General features: G+C 65.5%; 24 protein-coding genes and 5 tRNA genes. 20 read left to right on the top strand and 9 right to left on the bottom strand.

Translation table 11 applies throughout. The features are described 5' to 3' along the window. Window positions 1-203: 203 nt before the first annotated feature. Window positions 204-277, bottom strand: a tRNA-Phe gene (locus tag LT971_RS10165). Between the two features lie 381 nt (window positions 278-658). Between LT971_RS10165 and LT971_RS10160 the strand changes: the two genes are divergently transcribed. After that, window positions 659-1,024, top strand: a complete 366-nt coding sequence (locus LT971_RS10160) for a type IV pilin domain-containing protein (RefSeq protein WP_237006814.1) — start codon at window positions 659-661, stop codon at window positions 1,022-1,024. 172 nt (window positions 1,025-1,196) lie between these two features. Then, window positions 1,197-2,300 carry a DNA-methyltransferase gene (locus LT971_RS10155; RefSeq protein ID WP_237006813.1) on the top strand — a complete coding sequence of 368 codons (1,104 nt, stop codon included), beginning with the start codon at window positions 1,197-1,199 and terminating at the stop codon, window positions 2,298-2,300. Window positions 2,301-2,461: 161 nt separating this feature from the next. Here the strand turns inward: LT971_RS10155 and LT971_RS10150 are convergent. Continuing rightward, window positions 2,462-2,535, bottom strand: a tRNA-Val gene (locus LT971_RS10150). An 81-nt stretch (window positions 2,536-2,616) separates the two neighbouring features. Here LT971_RS10150 and LT971_RS10145 point away from each other — a divergent pair. From LT971_RS10145 to LT971_RS10135, 3 genes are all read left to right on the top strand, one after another. After that, window positions 2,617-3,150: a DUF192 domain-containing protein gene (locus LT971_RS10145; RefSeq protein ID WP_237006812.1), complete on the top strand. Its 534-nt coding sequence runs from the start codon at window positions 2,617-2,619 to the stop codon at window positions 3,148-3,150. 67 nt (window positions 3,151-3,217) lie between these two features. Next, window positions 3,218-5,146: an ABC transporter ATP-binding protein gene (locus LT971_RS10140; protein WP_237006811.1), complete on the top strand. Its 1,929-nt coding sequence runs from the start codon at window positions 3,218-3,220 to the stop codon at window positions 5,144-5,146. A 98-nt stretch (window positions 5,147-5,244) separates the two neighbouring features. Next, complete coding sequence (locus LT971_RS10135) at window positions 5,245-5,985, top strand: creatininase family protein (protein ID WP_237006810.1); 741 nt, start codon at window positions 5,245-5,247, stop codon at window positions 5,983-5,985. Between the two features lie 41 nt (window positions 5,986-6,026). Here the strand turns inward: LT971_RS10135 and LT971_RS10130 are convergent, their stop codons facing one another. Genes LT971_RS10130 through LT971_RS10120 form a run of 3 tightly spaced genes read right to left on the bottom strand, consistent with a single transcriptional unit; the run spans window position 6,027 to window position 7,216 of the window. Continuing rightward, window positions 6,027-6,437: a DUF5790 family protein gene (locus LT971_RS10130; protein WP_237006809.1), complete on the bottom strand. Its 411-nt coding sequence runs from the start codon at window positions 6,435-6,437 to the stop codon at window positions 6,027-6,029. A gap of 60 nt (window positions 6,438-6,497) precedes the next feature. Further along, window positions 6,498-6,824, bottom strand: coding sequence for a dihydroneopterin aldolase family protein (locus LT971_RS10125; protein ID WP_237006808.1), 327 nt, complete (start codon window positions 6,822-6,824; stop codon window positions 6,498-6,500). A gap of 23 nt (window positions 6,825-6,847) precedes the next feature. Further along, window positions 6,848-7,216 carry a hypothetical protein gene (locus LT971_RS10120; protein ID WP_237006807.1) on the bottom strand — a complete coding sequence of 123 codons (369 nt, stop codon included), beginning with the start codon at window positions 7,214-7,216 and terminating at the stop codon, window positions 6,848-6,850. A gap of 80 nt (window positions 7,217-7,296) precedes the next feature. On the opposite strand from LT971_RS10120, the gene azf reads away from it, so the two are divergent. The 4 genes from azf to LT971_RS10100 all read left to right on the top strand — a co-directional run bounded on the left by azf (window position 7,297) and on the right by LT971_RS10100 (window position 9,464). Further along, window positions 7,297-8,064, top strand: coding sequence for an NAD-dependent glucose-6-phosphate dehydrogenase Azf (gene azf / locus LT971_RS10115; RefSeq protein ID WP_237006806.1), 768 nt, complete (start codon window positions 7,297-7,299; stop codon window positions 8,062-8,064). Between the two features lie 47 nt (window positions 8,065-8,111). Continuing rightward, window positions 8,112-8,273: a hypothetical protein gene (locus tag LT971_RS10110; RefSeq protein ID WP_442908538.1), complete on the top strand. Its 162-nt coding sequence runs from the start codon at window positions 8,112-8,114 to the stop codon at window positions 8,271-8,273. A 120-nt stretch (window positions 8,274-8,393) separates the two neighbouring features. Continuing rightward, window positions 8,394-9,203 (top strand): M48 family metallopeptidase, encoded by an 810-nt coding sequence (locus LT971_RS10105; RefSeq protein ID WP_425293280.1) that lies wholly within the window; start codon window positions 8,394-8,396, stop codon window positions 9,201-9,203. Beyond that, window positions 9,204-9,464 (top strand): hypothetical protein, encoded by a 261-nt coding sequence (locus tag LT971_RS10100; protein ID WP_237006804.1) that lies wholly within the window; start codon window positions 9,204-9,206, stop codon window positions 9,462-9,464. Window positions 9,465-9,497: 33 nt separating this feature from the next. On the opposite strand, the gene LT971_RS10095 is transcribed toward LT971_RS10100, so the two are convergent. Then, complete coding sequence (locus LT971_RS10095; protein ID WP_237006803.1) at window positions 9,498-10,112, bottom strand: DUF309 domain-containing protein; 615 nt, start codon at window positions 10,110-10,112, stop codon at window positions 9,498-9,500. A 690-nt stretch (window positions 10,113-10,802) separates the two neighbouring features. Further along, window positions 10,803-10,875, bottom strand: a tRNA-Arg gene (locus LT971_RS10090). A 91-nt stretch (window positions 10,876-10,966) separates the two neighbouring features. Here LT971_RS10090 and LT971_RS10085 point away from each other — a divergent pair. From LT971_RS10085 to LT971_RS10065, 5 genes are all read left to right on the top strand, one after another. Then, window positions 10,967-11,410 carry a hypothetical protein gene (locus LT971_RS10085; protein ID WP_237006802.1) on the top strand — a complete coding sequence of 148 codons (444 nt, stop codon included), beginning with the start codon at window positions 10,967-10,969 and terminating at the stop codon, window positions 11,408-11,410. A 74-nt stretch (window positions 11,411-11,484) separates the two neighbouring features. After that, complete coding sequence (locus LT971_RS10080) at window positions 11,485-12,156, top strand: hypothetical protein (RefSeq protein ID WP_237006801.1); 672 nt, start codon at window positions 11,485-11,487, stop codon at window positions 12,154-12,156. A 138-nt stretch (window positions 12,157-12,294) separates the two neighbouring features. Then, window positions 12,295-13,758 carry a single-stranded DNA binding protein gene (locus LT971_RS10075; RefSeq protein WP_237006800.1) on the top strand — a complete coding sequence of 488 codons (1,464 nt, stop codon included), beginning with the start codon at window positions 12,295-12,297 and terminating at the stop codon, window positions 13,756-13,758. A 72-nt stretch (window positions 13,759-13,830) separates the two neighbouring features. Next, entirely contained in the window at window positions 13,831-14,262 is a 432-nt protein-coding gene (locus LT971_RS10070; RefSeq protein WP_237006799.1) for a histone, read from the top strand. Then, the gene (locus LT971_RS10065; RefSeq protein WP_237006798.1) at window positions 14,259-15,284 is read left to right on the top strand and encodes a histone deacetylase family protein; all 1,026 of its coding nucleotides are present in this window, start codon (window positions 14,259-14,261) and stop codon (window positions 15,282-15,284) included. The genes LT971_RS10070 and LT971_RS10065 overlap by 4 nt, the downstream gene beginning before the upstream one ends. Here the strand turns inward: LT971_RS10065 and cca are convergent. Continuing rightward, window positions 15,263-16,615: a CCA tRNA nucleotidyltransferase gene (gene cca, locus LT971_RS10060; protein ID WP_237006797.1), complete on the bottom strand. Its 1,353-nt coding sequence runs from the start codon at window positions 16,613-16,615 to the stop codon at window positions 15,263-15,265. The genes LT971_RS10065 and cca overlap by 22 nt on opposite strands. Before the next feature lie 103 nt (window positions 16,616-16,718). On the opposite strand from cca, the gene LT971_RS10055 reads away from it, so the two are divergent. From LT971_RS10055 to LT971_RS10045, 3 genes are all read left to right on the top strand, one after another. Next, window positions 16,719-16,791: transfer RNA gene (locus LT971_RS10055), tRNA-Asn, on the top strand. Between the two features lie 148 nt (window positions 16,792-16,939). Next, window positions 16,940-18,322 (top strand): hemolysin family protein, encoded by a 1,383-nt coding sequence (locus LT971_RS10050; protein WP_237006796.1) that lies wholly within the window; start codon window positions 16,940-16,942, stop codon window positions 18,320-18,322. Between the two features lie 108 nt (window positions 18,323-18,430). Continuing rightward, window positions 18,431-18,540 (top strand) — tRNA-Ile (locus tag LT971_RS10045). Window positions 18,541-18,828: 288 nt separating this feature from the next. Here the strand turns inward: LT971_RS10045 and LT971_RS10040 are convergent. Next, the gene (locus LT971_RS10040; RefSeq protein WP_237006795.1) at window positions 18,829-19,386 is read right to left on the bottom strand and encodes a hypothetical protein; all 558 of its coding nucleotides are present in this window, start codon (window positions 19,384-19,386) and stop codon (window positions 18,829-18,831) included. A 212-nt stretch (window positions 19,387-19,598) separates the two neighbouring features. On the opposite strand from LT971_RS10040, the gene LT971_RS10035 reads away from it, so the two are divergent. From LT971_RS10035 to LT971_RS10025, 3 genes are all read left to right on the top strand, one after another. Then, the gene (locus LT971_RS10035) at window positions 19,599-20,369 is read left to right on the top strand and encodes a hypothetical protein (protein WP_237006794.1); all 771 of its coding nucleotides are present in this window, start codon (window positions 19,599-19,601) and stop codon (window positions 20,367-20,369) included. 128 nt (window positions 20,370-20,497) lie between these two features. Next, a complete protein-coding gene (locus LT971_RS10030) occupies window positions 20,498-21,421 on the top strand; it encodes a hypothetical protein (protein WP_237006793.1) in 924 nt (307 codons plus the stop codon). Further along, window positions 21,421-22,143 carry a hypothetical protein gene (locus tag LT971_RS10025; protein WP_237006792.1) on the top strand — a complete coding sequence of 241 codons (723 nt, stop codon included), beginning with the start codon at window positions 21,421-21,423 and terminating at the stop codon, window positions 22,141-22,143. Before LT971_RS10030 ends, LT971_RS10025 begins: the two co-directional genes overlap by 1 nt. The last annotated feature ends 106 nt before the right edge of the window (window positions 22,144-22,249 follow it).

The raw sequence follows: 22,249 nt of genomic DNA, 5'->3' as shown, positions 1-22,249 counted from the left end.
TGCGCGCGACTCGCGAGCTCAACTCGCGTCGGCGTCCTTGCTGTGGCTGCGAACAACGTGAACAGCCACAGAATATGCCGCCTCCCCGATTTGAACGTTGGAAGACATTCCTGCTCGCTCCGCTGCGCGGGCTGTGACTTCCAGGCTCAAATCGGCTCGGCGTCGTTTCTTCACTCGCTCGCTCCGCTCACGAGTTCAGAATATGCCGCCTCCCCGATTTGAACGGGGGACAGCTCGATCTTCAGTCGAGTGCTCTCCCAATCTGAGCTAAGGCGGCTCGCACTCGTGAGGACGACGGTTGCAGAAAAAAGGGTTTCGAATCCAGACAGCCGAGGTGCCACGAGGGGACATCCTCTTTGTCCTCCGGTCGATTCTGCGCTGCTTTCTACAGCTGGCGGCCACGAGTCACTCCGAACGAGGACCGTCACGACCGCATCACGACGGCACCACGACCACCTTCAATAACTGCCTGTACGTGAAGAAATTAACTAGTAGAGCGTTGCTCAGGGTGTTCTTGTCGTTTGTTAAGCAGGTGCTAAGCCGGGGGAGGGCTTAAGTATGCTCGGCATATAGACCGGTCCAGCCACGAACGTGGACCGGCGCGGAAGGGCGAACCCGGGTAGGGTTGCTGTACGGTCGGCGTGGCTGGGTAACAACAATGACGAAAATCAGCCTCTTCGACGACATGGAAATGGAGGACCGCGGGGTGTCGCCGGTCATCGGCGTCATCCTGATGGTCGCAATCACAGTCATCCTCGCCGCGGTCATCGCCAGTGCCGTGCTCGGCTTCGGCAGCAACGTACAGAACAACGCGCAGGCCGGCGTGACGGTAGACAGCGGAAACGTGACTGTCACGTCGCTCGGTAGTAGTACTGCCGGTGCCTACTGTACTAACACTACGGACGAGTACAACAGCTCTAGTAACCTTGCTACCGTTGGTGTCACCATCGACAACTGCGATGGTGGGAACGTCGTTGCGGTGACCGAGGATAACTCTTCCACGGTCGTCCGCACTGACATCTAAGTAGCAGCGCTCGCTGGCCGGTCCCCTCGGACCGCCATTCCAATTTCTCGATTATCGTAGACACTGAGACGAGCGGTCACCAGGCAGTCTACGTTACAGCTATACGACACTAATTATCGCGGTGTATCGGCTCCACCAGTACCTTCTAGGTTCTCCGCCGTTAGCGTCCCGTATGGAGACCGAGCACCGGGTGTTCGTCGGGAACTCCAACGACCTCTCCCGGATCGAGGACGACGCCGTCGAGCTGGTGGTGACGTCGCCGCCGTACCCGATGATCGAGATGTGGGACGACGTGTTCGCGTCGCTGAACCCCGACATCGAGGCCGCGCTGGACGCTGGCGACGGCGAGGCGGCGTTCTCGTTGATGCACGAGGTGCTCCAGGAGACGTGGGACGAGGTGCGCCGGGTCCTCGTCGACGGCGGCATCGCCTGTATCAACGTCGGGGACGCGACCCGGACGGTCGACGACAGCTTCCGGGTCTACCAGAACCACGCCCGGGTCACGGAGTACTTCGACGAGCTCGGGTTCGAGCCGCTGCCCGACATCCTCTGGCGGAAGCCCGCGAACTCGGCGGCGAAGTTCATGGGCAGTGGGATGTTGCCGCCGAACGCGTACGCGACGCTCGAACACGAGTACCTGCTGGTGTTCCGGAACGGGAGCGACAGCCGGGACTTCGATTCGACGGACGTCCGCTACGAGTCGGCGTACTTCTGGGAGGAGCGCAACGAGTGGTTCTCCGACGTCTGGGAGGACGTGACGGGGACGTTCCAGGAGCTGGCGGACGATGCCGCAACCGCCGAGGGCGACGACGGACTCCGGGACCGCTCGGCGGCGTACCCGCTGGAGATTCCCTACCGTCTCGTCAACATGTACAGCACGTACGGCGACACGGTGCTGGACCCGTTCTGGGGGACGGGAACGACGAGTCTGGCGGCGATGGTCGCGGGCCGGAACTCGGTGGGGTACGAGCTGAACGAGGCGTTCGTGGACGTGTTCGACGACGACGTCGAGAGCGTCCCGGAGCTCGCACAGGCGACCGTCGAGAAGCGACTCGCTCGCCACGAGGCGTTCGTCGGTCGGCGCCACGGTGACGGCGAGACGTTCAAGTACGACGCCGAGCACTACGACTTCCCCGTGACGACGAAACAGGAGGTACCCATGCGGTTCTACACCGTCGACGACGTCGTGCACGTCGACAACGGCTACGTGGTCTCACACTCGCCGTACCAGCGGCCCGAGTCGGCCGACGCTCCGACGAGCCAAACAGAGGACTGACGACGCTCTTTGGGAGCGCCACGAGAAGTGGGGGGTTCGAGCGGTTTCTCACCGAAGGAAGACTCGCTGACGCTCGTCTTCCAGGGTTCGAATCCGCGACCCAACTACCGGTCGTCGCTCGCAGCGACACACGCGTTGCTGCTCGGCGCAGTCTCAGTAAGTGGGTTCGGGCGGATTCGAACCACCGACCTCGGCCTTGTAAAGGCCGCGTCATGACCAACTAGACCACGAACCCGTAATCGAGTGGAGCCGTCGGGCGGCAAAAACGGTTTCCCTTCGCCGGAACGGCCAAACCCCGGGATGCCGTACCACGAGTATGGACAGGCGTTCGCTGGCTGTCGTAGTCGCTACCGTCGCACTGCTCGCTACGGCTGGGTGTGCTGGGCTTCCAGGTAGCGGGTCGGCGCCGGCTGGCGGGGAGTCGTCGCCACCGGCGACGACGACGACGACGACGACGACGGACCTGCCGACGGTCTCCGTGGTGGACGCGGACACCGACGAGACGCTCGGGACGGTCGCCGTCGAGATCGCGGACACGCAGAGCGAGCGGTACACGGGCCTCAGCGAGCACGAGTCGCTGGGTGAGGACGAGGGGATGCTGTTCGTGTACGGGAGCGAGGGCGAGTACGACTACGTGATGCGGTCGATGGACTTCCCCATCGACATCGTGTTCGTGGGCGCGGACGGCACCATCACGAGGATTCACCACGCGCAGACTGAGTCGGACAACGAGAACCTGACGCGGTACAGCGGCCGCGGGAAGTGGGTGCTCGAGGTGCCGTACGAGTGGACCGACGAGCACGGCGTCGAGGAGGGCGACCGGCTGGAGGTCCCCGACGAGTACGCGTGACCACTTCGCGGCAGTGTTTCGATTCGTAGGAAACGCTTTTGCCGGGTGGCCACTTTGAGTCAGGGACATGAGTACGGCATCGGACGAGGACGACGACCCCTTCGAGGAACAGCGGGAGGAGGTCGACAACGCGATGGTACAGCTGTTCGACGAGTACGGCCGGAACTACGACTTTCAGGCCGTCGTCGCCATCGTGGCGTCGGTGTTCGCTCGCGTGCTCGACCTCGCGCCGCCGGTCCTCCTGGGGCTCGCCATCGACTCTGTCATCCAGCAGAACAAGCCGTTCCTGCCCTGGCTCCCCCGATCGTGGGTGCCGCCGGACGACGAGGGGAAACTCCTCCTGATGGGCGGCCTCATCGCGGGATCGTTCCTGCTGGGGGCGGGGTTCCACTGGATCCGCAACTGGGGCTGGAACTCGTTCAGCCAGAACATCCAGCACCAGGTCCGCACCGACACGTACGACAAGATGCAGCGGCTGAACATGGACTTCTTCGCCACGAAGCAGACCGGTGAGATGATGTCCATCCTCAGCAACGACGTCAACCGCCTCGAGCGGTTCCTGAACGACGGCCTGAACTCGGCGTTCCGGCTGTCGGTAATGGTGGTCGCCATCGGCGTCTACCTGTTCTACGTGAACTGGCAACTCGCCATCCTCACGATGCTGCCGGTGCCCATCATCGCGCTGTTCACCTACCGGTTCGTGAAGGCCATCCAGCCGAAGTACGCCGACGTCCGGTCGTCGGTCGGTCACCTGAACTCGCGGCTGGAGAACAACCTCGGCGGCATCCAGGTCATCAAGACGTCGAACACCGAGAGCTACGAGTCCGAGCGCGTCGACGACGTCTCACAGGGCTACTTCGACGCGAACTGGGGCGCGATTACCATCCGCATCAAGTTCTTCCCCGCGCTGCGTATCATCTCCGGGGTCGGCTTCGTGCTGACGTTCGTGTTCGGTGGGCTCTGGGTCATCGGCGGCGCGCCGGCGTTCTTCTCCGGGACGCTCCGCGAGGGCGAGTTCGTGACGTTCATCCTGCTGAGCCAGCAGTTCATCTGGCCGATGGCGCAGTTCGGCCAGATCATCAACATGTACCAGCGGGCGCGTGCGTCCAGCGAGCGCATCTTCGGGTTGATGAACGAGCCGTCGCGCATCGAGGAGAACCCCGAGGCCGACGAGCTCGTCGTCGACGACGGCGAGGTCGTCTACGACGACGTCTCCTTCGGGTACGGCGACGAGGAGACCATCGTCGAGGACATCGACTTCCGGGTCGACGGCGGCGACACGCTCGCGCTCGTCGGGCCGACCGGCGCCGGGAAGTCGACGGTGCTGAAGCTCCTGCTCCGGATGTACGACGTCGACGAGGGCGAGGTCCGCATCGACGGCCAGGACATCTCTCAGACGACGCTGCCGAGTCTGCGCCAGCACATCGGCTACGTCAGCCAGGACACGTTCCTGTTCTACGGCACCGTCGAGGAGAACATCACGTACGGCACCTTCGACGCAGACCGCGACGAAGTCGTGGACGCCGCCAAGGCGGCGGAGGCCCACGAGTTCATCCAGAACCTCCCGGACGGCTACGACACCGAGGTCGGGGAACGCGGCGTCAAACTCTCGGGCGGCCAGCGCCAGCGCATCGACATCGCGCGAGCCATCCTCAAGGACCCCGAGATTCTCGTGCTCGACGAGGCGACCAGCGACGTCGACACGGAGACGGAGATGCTCATCCAGCGCAGCCTCGACCGGCTGACGGAGGACCGCACGACGTTCTCCATCGCACACCGGCTGTCGACCATCAAGGACGCCGACCAGATCGTCGTCCTCGAGGACGGCGAGATCGTCGAGCGCGGCACCCACGACGACCTCATCGGCGAGGAGGGCCTGTACGCGAACCTCTGGGGCGTGCAGGCGGGCGAAATCGACGAGCTCCCCGACGAGTTCGTCGAGCGCGCCGCGAGACGGCAGGCGACCGTCGACGCCGACAGCGAAGACGACGACTAAGCGCCTCCTTCTCCTCCCCTTCCTCCCTCCTCCTGCTCTCTCTGTGCTGTCGTTGTCGGATGACAGCCTACAAGCCCCGGGCCTGCGTCGCCACGGACATGCGGCTCGCTGACGCGACGTGGACGGACGCGGACGCCGCCGACACGGACCTCGCGGTGGTGCCGGTCGGCAGCACGGAACAGCACGGGCCACACGCCCCGCTCGGCACGGACCACTTCACGGCACAGGCCGTCGCCGAGGCGGGCGCCGACGCCTACGACGACGGCGAGGTCGTGGTCGCGCCGCCCGTGACGGTCGGCGTCTCCGAGGAGCACCGCCAGTTCACGGGGACGCTGTGGGTGTCCCCGGAGACGTTCAGAGCGACCGTGCGGGACGTCGTCGGGAGCCTCGCGAGCCACGGCTGGGACCGGGTCGTCGTCGTGAACGGCCACGGCGGGAACGTCCCGGCGCTCGGCGAGGTGTGTGCCACGATTTCGCGCCACGACGACGCCTACGCCGTGCCGTTCACGTGGTTCGACGCCGTCGGGGACCACAGCGCCGACATGGGCCACGCCGGCCCGCTGGAGACGGCGTTCCTCCGCCACACGGACCCCGAGTTGATTCGCGAGGACCGGGTCGACGCGGCGGCCGACGGCGCCAGCGATGGCTGGGGGGAGTGGACCTCCCACGCGAACCTCGCCGTGGACGTCGCCGAGTTCACCGAGAACGGCGTGGTCGGCGACCCGCGGGAGGGCGACGGCGAGCGCGGCGCGGAGCTCCTCGACCTCGCCACGGAGTCGCTGTGCGACCTCCTCGCGGCTGTCGCCGACCGCGACACCGACCGCCCGCCGCACCGATAGCGGCGACCGTCGAAGCGGTCACCGCTCGCCGGGATGGCCGTCTACTCGTCGTCTGCCTCGCCGGCCGCGTCGTCGAGCGCCGACCGGAGTTCGGGCACTGTCGACGCCAGTTCGCCGACCTGCTCGCGGGCGGTCTCGAGGTCGCCGAGCACGTCCTCGACGGCCTCGAGGTCGGCTTCGAGGTCGTCGGCGTCGTCGAAGGCGTCGGCGCGCTCCCCGACCACGAACGCTTTCTTCGCGTCCCGCAGGTGGGACTGGACGTCGTCGACGTCCAGCGCGGACCGCAGCGCGTTCAGGACGCCGAGCGTGTTCTCCGCGTCCTCCACGTCCCAGACGGCGTCCGCTTCCGGGAGCTCCGCTCGGGCGGCGTCGAGGTGCTCCTCGACGTCGGCGCGCATCTCCTCGGCGGCCTCCCCGAACAGTTCGTCGTCGTCGAGCGATGACTGACTCATGTCCCCCGATTCGACCGGAGTCGATTTAAAAGCACGCCCCGGAGTGGACGTGAACACACCTCACTCGACGCTCGCCAGCTCCATCAGCGGGTAGCCGTCCTGCATCGCCATCTCCGCGACGACTTCGGTGCCCTCGTAGTCGACGTGCAGCTCGACCTCCATGTACTCGCCCGTCAGCTCGGTGTAGTCGTGCTCCACGTCCAGTTCGTCGGTGAGGATGTCGACAGTCACGGCCTCGCAGAACGGCTGGTTCTCGATGGACTCCTCGATTGCCGTCTCCAGACTCGGCGCGCTCGCCGGGCTCACGGGCGTTCCTGCGAACTGGTGGTAGAGCGCGCCGAACTTGATGCCCGCCTCGAAACACGCCTGCTGGGCGTCACTCGCCATACGTCGGCTGGGGTCGGCCCGAACTAAGCCCTGTCGCCGTCGCCGGCCGTCGCCGCCACGAGCACGAACCCGAGGACGGCACACGCCAGGGCCGTGCCCATGACCACCGCTATCCAGCGGGCGACGGCACTCCCCTCGACGACGCCGACGGTCGCCCCACCGAGGCCAGCCGGCGCCACCGCTGCCGCCACCACTGTCCGGGCCGGCAGCCGGTCAGTCGCCGCCAGCAGGCCGCCGCCCGCCACGACGACGCCCGCGAGCACCGTCAGGGACAGCACCGCCGCGACGACCGGCGAACCCACCGGCTGCCCGAACAGTGCGTACCCCGAAACACCAGTCAGCCCCACGCCGGCGACCACCGAGCCGCCGGTCCCGTACCTCACTGCGTCCATCACCTGCGTGCTGGCACGCTGCCTAATTAAACGCGACGAACCGCACCATTGATAGCCCAGTCGGGCACAGAACTACTCGAATGGACGAGCCGGTCCTCCTCACGGGCGCCTCGGGGCGCGTCGGACAGGCCATCCTCGGCGGCATCGGCGACGCCTACGACTGGCGGCTGCTGGACCGCGAGCCGCCGACGGGTGACCCCGACCACGAGTTCGTCGTCGCCGACGTCACCGACGAGGCTGCCGTCCGCGAGGCCGTCGAGGGCGTCGGCGCCGTGATCCACCTCGCCGGCGACCCCCGTCCGCAGGCGCCCTGGGACAGCGTCCTCCGGAACAACATCGACGGCACCCAGACCATCCTCGACGCCGCCGTCGACGCTGGCGTCGACCGGTTCGTGTTCGCGTCCTCGAACCACGCCGTCGGCCACTACGAGACCGACCGCAAGCCCGACCTCTACCGCAGCGAGGACGACTTCCGGCTGGACGGCACCGAACTGCCCCGGCCCGGGAACCTCTACGGCGTCTCGAAGGCCGCCGGCGAGACCCTCGGCCGCTACTACCACGACGAACACGACCTCACGTTCGCCGCCGTCCGCATCGGCAACCTCACCGAGGGCCACCCGCCCATCGACTACGAGCGCGGGCAGGCGATGTGGCTGTCCCACCGGGACTGCGCGCACCTCTTCGACTGCTGTCTCGCGGCCGACTACGGCTACGAGGTCGTCTACGGCATCTCCGACAACGACCGGAAGTACTACTCCATCGAGCGCGCGAAGGAGGCCCTCGGCTACGACCCCCAGGACAACTCCGCCGAGTGGGACGGCGACGAGAAGGTCGTCGACGCGGAGTAAACCGTCCGCGCCTCTAGACCGGCTACGAGGTCGTCTACGGCATCCCCGTGAGCGGAGCGAACGAGGGCTCGACAGGCGAGCGAAGCGAGCCTGTCGGCGTCTCCGACAACGACCGGAAGTACTACTCCATCGACCGCGCGAGGGAAGCGCTCGGGTACGACCCCGTGGACAACTCCGCCGAGTGGGACGGCGACGACCACGTCGCCTGACGGGTCGATACAGCGACTCCCCTCGTCGCCGTGCGAATTCCTCCCGCGACTGCGGACGGATTTATAAGCGAGGACGCGTAACTATCTCTCGGTATGAGACACACCGGCCTCAAGATACGGATGGCCATCGTCGGGACCATCCTCTTCGCGTTCTACTCGGTAGCGGTAGCTGCCGCGTGGTTCTTCTTCGGGCAGAGCCAGACAATCCTCGCCATCGCCATCGTCGGCAGCGTCCTGCTCGTCGGCGTCCAGTACAAGATCGGCAAGTGGGCCGCGCTCCGGAGCGTCGGCGCCGAAGACATGGACGAACAGCGCTACTCGCGCATCCACCAGCGCGTCGAAGCGCTCTCGCGGGACATGGGCATCGAGAAGCCCACGCTCAAGGTCGCCCGCATGGGCGTCCCGAACGCGTTCGCCGTCGGCCGCAAGGGCAACGGCACCGTCGTCGTCTCCGAGGAGCTCATCCAGATTCTGGACAACCAGGAGCTCGACGGCGTGCTCGCCCACGAGCTCTCGCATATCGCCAACCGCGACGTCGTGACGATGGTGATCGGGCAGGGCATCGCGTCCGTCGTGGGCATCGTCGCCCAGTACATCGTGTTGTTCACGGGCGACAACGACATCGCGGACTTCTTCCTCGCCATCGTGGTCGGCAACCTCGTCCAGATGTTCGTGATGCTGTTCGTGCTCGCCATCAGCCGCTACCGGGAGTACGTCGCCGACGCCGACGCCCGGGAAGCCATCGGCACCGGCGAACCGCTCGCCCGCGCCCTCGAGAAGATCTCGAAGGGCAACGAGCGCAGCCAGGAGTCCCGGGTCGACGAGAACGTCTCCGCGCTCTGCATCTTCGGGGAGAGCACGAGCCTCCTGTCGAAGCTCGTCTCCACGCACCCGCCGATGGAGAAGCGCATCCAGCGACTCCGCTCGTAGATGGTCGGCGTCCGCGAGCTGCTCGCGGTCGGACTCGGCGCCCTGCTGGGCGTCGCGTTGCTCGCGAAGCCGAGAGCGATGCTGTTGCTGTCGGTGTTCGTCGGGCCGACCCGCCGGCGCCGCCAGGGCGGCGAGTACGGCAGCGACGGCGACGACCCGTTCGGCGCGTGGGCGCCGTGGTTCGTCCGCGCGGCCGGCCTCGCCTGCCTCGTCGTCGCGGGCTACATCGCGTACACGGAACTGTTCGCGGCAGCGGCGTAGCCCGCCGGCACAGCGAGTCAGACAGCCGGTCGATCAGTCGAACAGGCCGGCCACGTCGTCCTCCCGGCGCTGTTTGCGCCGGACGTGCTGACCGAGCCGGGTCGCGACCAGCGCCCGCTGCTCGCGCTCGGTCACGAAGTCACAGAGCAGCCCCGCGAACTCGCCGTACCCGCCGTCGGAGAGCGTGTCGCGGGCGTACTCGGCAGCGGCCGAGAACTCTGCCTCGTCGTAGCCCAGCGCCTCGGCCAGCACCACGGCCGCCTCGACGGCAGCCGGTGGTTCGAGGTCGTCGAGCTCGAGCGCGCCCCCGTCGACGGTCAGCGCCAGCGGCGGCTCGCGCTCGACGCGCTCGGGGTCATCGCCGAGCGCGCCGAGGTAGTCTCCGGCGTCGGCGACGTTCACGCCGCGATAGTCGCCCGGTACTGCCGCGAGGTACTCGCGCGCGCTCTCGCAGAGCCCGACCGCGCCCGCCCAGTTCCGCCCGCGGGCGTGGTGCACGGCGGCCGTGAACTGCACGAGTCCGTGGAGCAACCGCTCGTCGGCGGTTCCGTCCTCGAGCGCCAGCCACTCGTCCTCCCAGGCGTCGTGGGCGGCGTGGTAGTAGCCGGCGTTGTACACTGCGACTCCCGCACGCAGCGCCGCGTCCATGGGCGTCTTCGGGTCGCCGAGGGCAAAAACCAGTCGGCCCGCGTCGCTGCCCGGCCAGCCGGAGTCCCCTCGCTCACTCGCCGGTGGGCGGGTACGAGAGCGTGACGACTCCCTGCACGAGGCGAGAGTCACAGAGGGCTCTCGCGGTCGTGGCAGCAGGATAAGTACCGTCCGGACGGCGTCCGTACGAACCGCGTGAGCACGGGCTCGTCCGGTCGTGACGAACGCAGTGAGGAACGTCCGGACGGCGGCGCCGACCCGTGGTCGGCGCCTCGTCGGACCGCCGGTCCGACGGCGATTTGAACGTCCCGAGACGGTCGGCTCACTCCGCTCGTCTGTCAACCTCAAATCGCCTCGACGCTAACACACCAGTACGCCGAGAGCGACATAGACGTCGCTCTCGGGTGTAGTCTACAGAGGAACGTCCGGACGGCGATTTGAACGCCGACAGACTCGCTGCGCTTGTCTGTCAAGCTCAAATCGCCTGACGAAACCACTCGCTGTACGAGACGAGCGACACGGCGGTCGCTCGTCGTCGTAGCAGCGCGAGAAATTACGTCCGGACGGCGATTTGAACGCCGACAGACTCGCTGCGCTTGTCTGTCAAGCTCAAATCGCCTGACGAAACCACTCGCTGTACGAGACGAGCGACACGGCGGTCGCTCGTCGTCGTAGCAGCGCGAGAAATTACGTCCGGACGGCGATTTGAACGCCGGTCCCTGGCTCCGCAAGCCAAGAGGATAGTCCACTACCCTATCCGGACTCACTCTTTCGTAGCCCGGGTTTACGTAAAGCGGTTACGATTGGCGGTCCCGGTGGCAAGTCATTTCACGCCGTCCGGCGAACACTGTGGTATGCGTCGTCGTACCGTGCTCGCTGCGGCGGTGTCGGCAGCGGCCACAGCGGGCTGTGTGGGGCTGCCGGCGGGCAGCGGCGACGGGACGACGGCACGGCCCGGTGTCTCGGACACCGCCTTCTCGGTGGCCGACGCCGGCTGTGGGGCGGTCCGGGAGGCGGCGTCGGTGAGCGTGAGCGGACAGACGGTGTCGGTTTCCGGGACGACGACCGTGCGGGACGGCTGCCGGACCGCGCGCCTGGAGCGTGCGAGCGTGGAGGACGGTGAGCTCCGGGTGGTGGTGGCGAGCGTCGCACGCGAGGGCGTCGACTCCTGCGTGCAGTGCCTCACCGAGGTCACCTACGAGGCGTCAGTCACGGTCGTGGGCGGACCGCCAGACGGCGCCGTCGTCGTCCACGACTCCCGTGGCGAGCGCCGCGACGTGGCGGGTGTGGCGCTCTGAGCCTCGCCGGTGGTGAGTTTCTTCTGACACGACCACCAACCGTTATGACCCGGGGTGCTCTCGGTCGAACCGACATGAGGGCAGGCGTACTCGGCGTCGTCGATGGGTCGTTCGAGATGGTGGACTCGTACGCGGAGACGGTCACCGAGGGCGGCCGCGAGCTCGACCGCCGTCTGGAGATCGACCGCGTGTTCTCGCTGCCGTCCGGGGGGATGGCGTTCCAGGGGCGGGCGGCCGCGGAGCGACTGACCAGTTCGCGGGACGCGGCCATCGAGGACGACGGCATCACGGTCACGGAGGGCACGGACGTCACGACGGAGTTCACGGAGTTCGTCGGCGTCCCCGGCGAGTTCGTCGCGGTCGGCAGCGGCGCGGGGGCGTTCGCGTTCGACCTCGTCGGCGCCGAGACGAACACCAGCATCGAGCGCGCCACAATCGACCTCGAGGGCGTGCTCGGCGACCACGACGCCGCGACGCCGTGGCGCGTCGGCGTCTCCGGCGACGGCGACGGCGGCGTGAACGGGACGTTCCACGGCGCGGACTTGCGCGCGAGCCGCGACCTGCCGGCGCTGCTGGACGGCGCGACGCTCACGCAACTCGGGCTCGCGTACGGCTACGACGACGACGAGGAGGTGAAGATGACGGCCTCGCGCAGCGGCTACGTCGAGGTCTACCAGCCGGCGAGCTACGACGCCGAGGCCTTCCTGGAGTACGTCCGCGACGAGGTGCTCGACCACGTCCAGTGACTGAGGCGAACGTTCAAACGGGAGGGCGAAGCACGCCCGGTATGGACGGCAGCGACAGCGACCGACCGGGCGGACAGCGCGGGGGCGTGCCGACACCGAAAACGCTTATGCCGGCCGTCTCTTTGACCTGAACCGACAATGGGCGACATCGAGGACATCTACGAGGACCTCGACACCGACGACGTCTCCATCGAGGAGTTCCGGGAGGCCGTCGAGTCGAAGGTCGAACAGATGGGCGGGCTCGCCGACGAGGAGACGGCAGCCATGCTCATCGCCCACGAGGTCGACGACGGGGAGGTCAACGGGGTCGCGGACATCGAGCCGGAGATGGACGAGGTGAAGTTCCTCGCGAAGGTCACGAGCGTCGGCGAGGTCCGGACCTTCGAGCGCGACGACGACGACCAGCCCGAGGGCCGCGTGGTGAACGTCGAGGTGGCGGACGAGACGGACAGCGTCCGCATCTCGCTGTGGGACGAGCAGGCCGAGGCCGCCACCGACGAGCTCTCCGTGGGTGACGTCCTCCGAATCAAGGGCCGGCCGAAAGACGGCTACAACGGCGTGGAGGTCAGCGTCGACGAGGTCGAAATCGACAACGACGAGGACATCGACGTGCAGGTCCAGGACGAGTACGACGTCGGCGACCTCTCGCTGGGCATTTCGGACGTGAACCTCGTCGGGGAGGTGCTCTCGACGGAGGACGTCCGAACCTTCGACCGGGACGACGGCAGCGAGGGGCAGGTCTCGAACCTGGTGCTGGGCGACGAGACCGGCCGGGTGCGGGTGACGCTCTGGGACGACCAGGCGGAGACCGCTCTCGACCTCGACCCCGGCGAGGTCGTGGAGGTCGTGGACGGCTACGTCCGGGAGCGCGACGGCAGCCTCGAGCTCCACGTCGGCGACCGGGGCGCGGTCGACCCCGTGGACGCCGACGTGGCGTTCGAGCCGGACGCGTCGCCCATCGACAGCCTCGAACTGGACGACGTCGCGGACATCGCCGGCGTAATCCGGTCCGCGGACCCGAAACGCACCTTCGACCGGGACGACGGCAGCGAGGGGCAGGTCCGGAACGTCCGCGTGCAGGACGACACGGGCGACATCCGGGTGGCGATGTGGGGCGACAAGGCGGACATGGACGTCGGCCCCGGCGACGAGGTGGCGTTCGTCGACGTGGAGATTCAGGACGGCTGGCAGGACGACCTCGAGGCGTCGGCGGGCTGGCAGGCCTCGGTCATCCAGCTCTCCGAGGGCACCACCGGACAGGGCGGCGCGGGCGACGACGCCGGGAACAGCGGGCAGGGCCTCGGCGCGTTCGCCGGCGACGGCGACGACACCGACGACAACGAAGCGGACGCGAGCGCCGACGGCGACGACCCGACGGCGAGCGCTACCGGTGGGTCGAACGGGGCGTCCCCGAGCGCCGCCGAGACGGCCGAGGACGTCGAGTTCACGGGCGTGGTCGTACAGGCTCGGGACCCAGTAATCCTCGACGACGGCGAGGAGACGATGAGCGTCGAGACGGACGCCGACGTGACGCTCGGCCAGGAAGTCACCGTCCGGGGGTCGCTGCACGACGGCCGCCTGCAGGCCGAAGAACTCCACTGACCGCGCCGTCCGCCCCGCCAGTTTCTCGGAGTAACGGAAACAGTTAAGCGTGCGAGCGCCACGCATTGACGCATGAGCGTCGAACTCCCGTTCGCGCCGGTGGACGGCATCATCCGGCGGCACGCGGGTGACCTGCGGGTGAGCGCTGGCGCGGCAGAGGAACTCGCGCGCCGCATCCAGCGCCACGGGGCGAGTCTGGCCGTGGACGCGGCGGCCGTCGCCAGCGAGGACGGCCGAAAGACCCTGATGGCCGAGGACTTCGAGGTGGAGTCGGTGCCGGACGACACGGACCTCCAGTTGCCGGTGGCGCCCGTCGACCGCATCGCTCGCATGGACGTCGACGACCGGTTCCGGGTGTCGAAGGACGCCCGCGTCGCACTCGCGGACGTCCTCGAGGCGTACGCCTCGGAGGCCGCGGCGGGCGCGGCGCTGCTCGCCGAGCACGCCGGCCGTCGCACCGTGCAGGCCGAGGACGTCCAGACGTACTTCGAGCTCGTGGAATGAGATTCGGGTTCAGCGAGACGTGTCTCGACCACGATCCCGGCTCGCGCCACCCGGAGAGCCCCGACCGGCTTCGCGCGGTCAAACGCGGCCTCCAGAAGCGCCACGGCGTCACCTACGAGGGCGCGGCGCCCGCCGAGGAGGCGGACGTGACGGCCGTCCACGACGACGGCTACGTCGAGGAGATTCGGGAGTTCTGTGAGCGCGGCGGCGGGAACTGGGACCCGGACACGGCCGCCTCCGAAGCGACGTGGCCGGCCGCGCTCGCGAGCGCCGGGCTCGCGATGGACGCCGTGCGAGCCGCGCTGAACGGTGCGGACGGCCGGGACACGCCGTTCTCGCTGGGCCGGCCGCCCGGCCACCACGCCGTCGCGGACGACGCGATGGGGTTCTGTTTCGTGAACAACGCCGCCGTCGCCGCCCAGCACGCCCTTGACGAGCACGGCCTCGACCGGGTCGCCATCTTCGACTGGGACGTCCACCACGGCAACGGCACGCAGGACATCTTCTACGACCGCGGCGACGTGTTCTACGCGTCAATCCACGAGGAGAGCCTCTATCCGGGGACGGGCGCCGTCGAGGAGACCGGCGAGGGCGACGGCGAGGGGACGACGCTGAACCTCCCGCTCCCGGCGGGCGCGGGCGACGCCGACTACACCGCGGCCGTCGACGAACTAGTCGCGCCGGCCATCGAGGCCTTCGACCCCGAGCTGTTCCTGGTGAGCGCGGGGTTCGACGCGCACCGCCACGACCCCATCTCGCGGTTCCACGTCTCGACGGAGGGGTACGCGATGCTCGCCGACCGCGTCCGCGCCGTCAGTGACGCGACCGACGCGCCGCTGGCGTTCGTCCTCGAGGGCGGCTACAGCCTCGACACGCTCGCCGAGGGCGTCGGCGTCGTCCACGAGACGTTCGACGGCCGGGAGCCCGTCGAGCTCGACGACGACGAGGACGATGTCAGTACGAGCGTCCGGTCAGTCCTCGACGAGCTCCGCGACACGCATCAGGCGTTCGGCTCGAAGTAGGCCGCGAACCCCTTGCCGAACTCCGAGACCAGCGACGCGACCTCCCCGCCGACCAGCACTTCGTAGTCCGCCTCGGCGACCAGCGACGCGACGTGCGCGCCCAGCGCCACCTCGTCGAGGCGGTCGCGGGCGAACTCGTGGGCCGTCCGCACCTCGCGGTCGCGCTCGACGACGTACCGACCGTCGTCGACGAACGGCCCGTAGGCGTCGTCGTCCGCGGCGTACTTCTCGTAGAAGCCGCGGGCGTGGTCCTCGACGTGCACGGGGGGGCCGACGTGGCGTTCGACCGCGGGGAGTTCGGCGACCGACAGCTCAACGAACAGGACGGCGCGGCCGTCGGCCCACGTCGCCGACCGCAACACCTGGAAGCCGTACTCCCGCAGCCCCCGGACGAGGCCATCACGGGACCGGTACAGCTGGGGGTAGAGCTGGTCCTCGACGAGGTCGGGCGCGTCGAAGACGACCGCCAGCGGCGTCGTCGCGCGCCGCTCGAGGTGGGCGCGCAGCGCTTCCTCGTCCAGTGGCTCGCGGTCGGCCGGCTCGAAGGCGTCCTCGTCGGGGTCTTCGAGGAACGTGCGGGCGTGGTGCTGGAGTGTCGCGACGTTCGTCTCGGAGACCACGGCGGCGACGTTGCGCTCCGGGTCAGTGGGGTCGACGACGACGAGGGGGTCGTCGAACTCCGCCGCCTGGTGGTCCTCGGGGTCGAGAACGACCGGCGGCCGCCAGTCCTGGGCGGCCGCCAGTGTCGCCCGGAACCCCCCGTACTCGACGACGAGCAGCTCCGCGAGGTAGCCCGAGAACCCCTGCGTGCGGAGGTCGCTGCCGTAGACGCCGACGCCCTTGAGGAACTGCTTGAACAGCCGGACGTCGCCGGCGAGGTCGTCGTCCAGTCGCTCGAGGAGGTACTCGTTGTGGAACGGCGTCCGGTCGACGGCCGACTGGATGGCCGTGGCGTTCTCCACGCCGTAGCACGGCACGAGGTCGACGTCGTACCCCTCGAACTCGCCTTTCACGTAGGGGTGTTCGGCGTACTCCTCGTGGCCGTCCGGAAGCACGGCTTTGCCGACCTCCAGCCCATACGCCTCCAGGTCCTCCCGCGGGAGGTCGCTGGGGAACTGCACGAACAGGTCGATGTCCCGGTCGCCAGCCACCCACGTCCCGCGAGCGGTGCTCCCGACCTGCACCACCTCGGCGTCGACGGGGAGGTTGGCGATGGCGTCCCGCGCCCGGTCGGCCAGCCGGCCGGCTGCGGCCGCGAGGGCCCGCCGCTCCTCGGCCGTCGGGTCCACGCGCTCGCTGACGCGCCCGACGACCGCCTCGAAGTCGCTCATGCCTCCGCGTTCACGACTCCGCGCCTAAGCCGTGTCGATGCCCGCCCCGCCTGCTTGCGAAACGAAAGCCATTTCAAAACGCCCCGGTTACCGGAGAGTGCGAGCCGCCATAGCTCAGATGGTAGAGCACGTGGTTGTTACCCACGTTGTCCCAGGTTCGAGCCCTGGTGGCGGCGTGAATTTCTCCGAAATTCACGGCCCGGGAGACGGTAGTCTCCCGACGGCGCTTCTCGCACACTCACTCGCGGAGCGTCGGCTCCGGGACTTCCCCAGTGGCAGTTCGCCGACCCTCTCATACAAGGACCTCACCCGTCAAGGACGGGCATGGTAGACCTCGTCGACGTCGGCGGCGTGCTGCTCGCGCTGTTCCTCGTGGTGATGAACGGCGTGTTCGTCGCCGCGGAGTTCGCGTTCGTGAAAGTGCGGCCGACGCAAGTGAACGGCCTCGTCGAGCGCGGGAAACCCGGGGCGAAAGCCGTCAAGGAGGCCGTCGAGAACCTCGACAGCTACCTCGCGGTGAGCCAGCTCGGTATCACGCTGTCCTCGCTCGGCCTCGGGTGGGTCGGCGAGCCCGCGCTCGCCGCGCTCATCGACCCCGTGCTCGGCCAGCTGCTGCCGGCGAGCCTGGTCCACATCGTCGCGTTCGCCATCGGGTTCGGGACCATCACGTTCCTCCACGTCGTCTTCGGCGAGCTCGCCCCGAAGACGTTCGCCATTCAGGACGCCGTGAAGATCGCGCTCGTCGTCGCGCCACTGATGAAGGTCTTCCACTTCGTGTTCCGGCCCGGACTGGTCGTGTTCAACGGCACGGCGAACTACTTCACGCAGCTCGCCGGCGTCTCCCCCGCGTCGGAGAGCGAGGAGACACACACCGAGGAGGAGATCCGGATGATTCTCACTCGCTCGGAGGAGACCGGCGAAATCGACGTCGACGAGGTGGAGATGATCGAGAGCGTCTTCGAACTCGGGGATACCGTCGCTCGCGAGGTCATGATTCCGCGGCCCGACGTCGCTACCGTCCCCGCCTCGATGCCGCTCTCGGATCTCCGGGCCGTCGCCGCCGACGGCACCTACACTCGCTACCTCGTCCTCGACGACGACGGCGAGCAGCCCGTTGGCTTCGTGCACGCCAAGGACATCCTCCGCGCGACCGAGACCGAACCCGACCGCGGCGACGCCCTCACCGCCCGCGACCTCGCGCGCGAGGCGATCGTCGTCCCCGAGACCCGCCGCATCGACGCCATCCTCGCGGACTTTCAGGCCCGCGAGGGCAGCCAGCTCGCGGTCGTCATCGACGAGTGGGGCGTCTTCGAGGGCATCCTCACCATCGAGGACATCCTCGAGGAGATCGTCGGCGACATCCAGGACGAGTTCGACACCGACAGCCAGCAGCCGGCCATCGAGACTCGCGGCGACGGCACCTACCTCGTCGACGGCGGCGTCCCCGTCCAGACCGTCAACGACCGCCTCGACACCGGATTCGAGACCAACGACGTCGAGACTGTCGGCGGCCTCGTGTTCAGCCGCCTCGGCCGCGCCCCCGAAGTCGGCGACGAACTCGAACACGACGGCTTCGTCCTCCGCGTCGACGCCGTCACCGACGCCCGCATCGACCGCCTCGTCGTCCAGCCACCAAGCCCCGCCGCCCCCGACGGCAGCGGCGAAGCGCCTAGCGACGACGACGACGACGCAGGCGCCGACACCTGACCCCTCGGCTTCCCACCTGTCTGCCTGCCTCTGCTGCGAGCATCGACCGGCGGCGTCGGGTCCCGAACCCGACACGCTAAAGGCCGTTCCAGAGAAACTCCTGCCACAGGGCCCTTAGCTTAGTCTGGTTCAAAGCCCCCGGCTCATACCAGTGCCGTCGCACCCCGGCGGCGCTGTGGGACACCGGGTGAGCGGTGGTTCAAATCCGCCAGGGCCCATCCATACGGTGGCCGATTCTGAGCCAACGGGTTCGGTCGCGTTACTGCCTGAAACGCATAGTTACACTTTGACCGAGGCGAACGTAAATTTCGGGCAGTCTGGGGTTCAATCATACTCTGGTTGCGGGTCGCCGCTGTCGTGCCTTCGCTGATGACTGACGGGCGACGGTGAGGTAATCTATCGCCGATTGTGGAGTCAAGCCAGCAAAACCATCAATAGTTGAATTGCTTTAGAAGTCGAACTGAATACACCGGAAAAAACCTCCATCAATCGGACCTCGGCCGGAATTAGCTATTCTTCAGCACTTGGTAAATCTTGAGAATTGCCCTGTTTGCGATAGCCATAGTCGGAGACAATAGCGTCACAGCCACCCCTGTTATGAATAGCACGAGTCCAACACCGAAATAGCCCGTAATCGGTATGACTGACTCTTGGAAGAGTCCTACTGAGAATCCGAAATAGAGGAACCACATCATTCCTGCAGTGATAAAGAGTACTAACCCAGCAATAGCTGGCGTGCCAGTTGTCGCCCGAGAGTGTCGTTTTAAGACCTCCCACAAATCCGTATAGAGTCCAAACACGGCGTCAGTCGTCTCAATCTCGATGGGATTGTACTTCTCGGTGTTCCAGACGTAGGTGGTGTCCCCGGAGTTTTTACTCACCCAGTCCCCTTCCTGTGGCTCCTCGAGATGGGTACTCACTCGGCTCTTCGATAGTCCCACCTCATCAGCTAAATCTGAGAGTGTAAATTGGTCGCCGTGGTTCTCATAGAGAGTTTCGGCGATTTGGAAGAAGGTTTCTCCCTTTGAATCGAACTCCTCTCGAAATTCTTCGGGGAGGCTCATCGTTCTACTGTCACTAAACGCAGTCTCAAATAACCCCTGAACGGGGGTTCATGCCGATGATGCACCCCCGAAACACTTGTGAATGGGTGTTAGAAGCTCTAAAACGTCTATTCCCTTCTTATGTATCCCGTCCGTCCTGACTGATGTAGATGTCCAACCAATTCAGAGAGTTGGCTCGTTCAAGTACGAGAGGACCTGGCGGAATCAACATCATGAACAGCATTTTCATCGCCGTTCCGATTCTTTTGGCACTTGCCTTGCACTTTGACGGTGTCGTATTCGCCCAACTGGCTCTCAACTATCAAAACCCAACGGTCTATCAGTTCTATACGGCCGCGTTTGTTCACGCGAATACCAGTCACCTACTCGGGAACGTTGTCGGCTACCTGCTCTCTGTCCCAACACTGTACGCGCTCTACGTCTACCAGAACCGCCGCCGAGAATTCTTCCAGGCGTTCGCGTTCATCGTGCTCGCGGTACCAATGATAGCGAACGCCGCCAGCTACCTCACGTGGGGAATTGTTGTTGACGCCTCGATCGGCTACGGCCGCGGGCTCTCCGGCATCGTCGCCGCTTTCGCCGGCCTTCTCCTCATGCGGATCCTCGACGCCTATGACAACGAGCTACCCGAGGAGAACGCGATGTACGCCGCCAGCATGTTCGGCATCGTCCTGTTCGCGACGTGGGCCATCACGTTCGCCGGGCCGATTCGCTACCTGATGCTGGCGCTGCTCGCCGTGCTGCTCGCGGTCGTCGCCTACGCCAGCTGGAACGGCACCGTCGCGGTGACCGGCCTCGGCGAGTGGGCTCGAGCCAACGACCGCCTCGCAGTGATTCTCGCGTTCGGGACGCTCGCCGCGCTGTACCTCGTCGTCGGCAGCTTCCCCGCTAGCGTCCAGAACCAGGGCGGATTCACGAACCTCGTCGGGCACGGCGCCGGGTTCTTCACCGGGATGGCAATTCATTACTACCAATCCTCGTAAAGGCCGGCCAGATATGGGACGAAAAGGGATTAGAGGAAGTATGGGCCATATTCTGGCTGTGTGAGCGTGTCCCGCTTAGTTGGGAAATACTTATCCAGATACGCACAGACACGCTAGTAAGACTAGAGATGAGCCGTCCACATACAGATACTGATAAGCTAGTCGGCTTGCTCTCTCACGCTCTAGACGAGTTGGATGAGGAGACCTATCTATACTACTTGGACGTCCAGAAGGTATTCTACTATCTCAAGAAGCGTCTTGACGATGATAACGACATAGCTCAACAGCTTCCCTATTACTGGTATCTTGATGGACCAGTATCAGATGAAGTCCAGAGCACTGTGAACCGAGCACGAGATCTTGGTGCTGTGGAAACCGAGAAAAGTGTCGATGGGGGGCTGAAATTCAAGCAAGCACCAGAAGGTCCAGATTTGGAGTTTACGGGTGATAGCTATACCGCTGCTGCTGCCGCTCTTGAGCGAGTGTTGGAAGAGGACTACGATATCTATGCGGACCTAGAGCAAAAGCTGGGGGAAGTCTACGAAGACGCTCCGTACGAATTCCAGCGCTTTTTCAAATTCGAAGTGATGGATGCAGTCGAAGAATACGATCAGGGTGTTCCTTGGCACTACAGTACCGAAGAAATCTCGAACCTAATCGGGACTGCGGAGGCATACCTTCCTGTGGGCGACCAATTCAACGAAGTCAACAAGCTTTACTCGCGCTTCTATACGGTCGCCAAACGGTACCTGGAGGTCGTCGATGACGACCGCCACGGGTCTGGAACGTTTAACGAATTAGCCAAATCGTTCTGGCAACTCTTCTGCTATCGGCTCAGGATGGTTGAACATGACCCGGAGTACGAAGACGATCTGGAAGGGTGGGAGTCAGACTACATGATGAAAAAGGAATCCTTCGAAGCAGAAATCAAGCAGTTCCGTGAATTCGTCGCACAAGAACTTGAAGGAAATTCGGACGGACCAACGGATTTCCAGTCTCCACAAGAGTCGGGATGGGGCAAAGTGGTTGAAGGCCTTCAGCAGGACAACTGATGTCCGGCAGATATCCGGAAGACCACTTCATAGACACGAATATTCTAATTGGCTACACTGTTGAATGGGATAACCAGAGGGACCCTGTTAGCGAATACACCTCTGCCAATCCATACGCTGAAGCTGCAATTCACACAAGCGAAGCTGTCCTTGATGAAGCGGAGGACGTAGTCAATAAACAGCGCCGACTTGCGAAACAAGCCGCTCGCAAAGTGTTTGAGGACTGTGACACAGATGGTGGTGTGAATGCAGAGCAGGATATTATTGACTTCATCCGGAGCGAGTTTGATGATGACTCTATTCGCGGAGTGTTGAGATTAGTAAGCCACATCCCTAATCTCTACATCGGCCTCTCGCAATCAGACAATACACGTGCTCTATCCGCGAATGTTGGCGATATCGACGAATGTTTTGAGGATCCAACGGACTTCGTCAGAGCGCTCCGAGACGAGTCCCAACGGCCGATTGACCTGAATGTATTTCGTGATCGGCCATCTTCGTATAGTCAGCAATATGAGCCCGAGTACCGGGATTTGGATAATCTAATAGAAAACAAGGCAGATCGAGACATTCTATTAGACTCCTATCGTCTCGCAGATACAGATGGTATCGAGGAGATCGCATTCATCAGTACCGATGAAGGGGACATTCTGTCAAATGACACTGGCATTGAATCCTCCTTAACTGTGGTGTCTGTATTCCATCCACAAGCCCTCACGTAGGAGAATTATCTGAACCAGTCACGAAACTCGTCGGGAACGGCACCGGGTATTCCTTTCGCAAGTCAAGTCGAGCTTGCTGGTTTCAATTACTGCTTCATCCTGAGAT

The organism is Halobacterium rubrum (assembly GCF_021729015.1).
GTDB classification, from domain to species: domain Archaea; phylum Halobacteriota; class Halobacteria; order Halobacteriales; family Halobacteriaceae; genus Halobacterium; species Halobacterium rubrum.
This window is presented reverse-complemented; position numbering and strand designations above follow the sequence as displayed.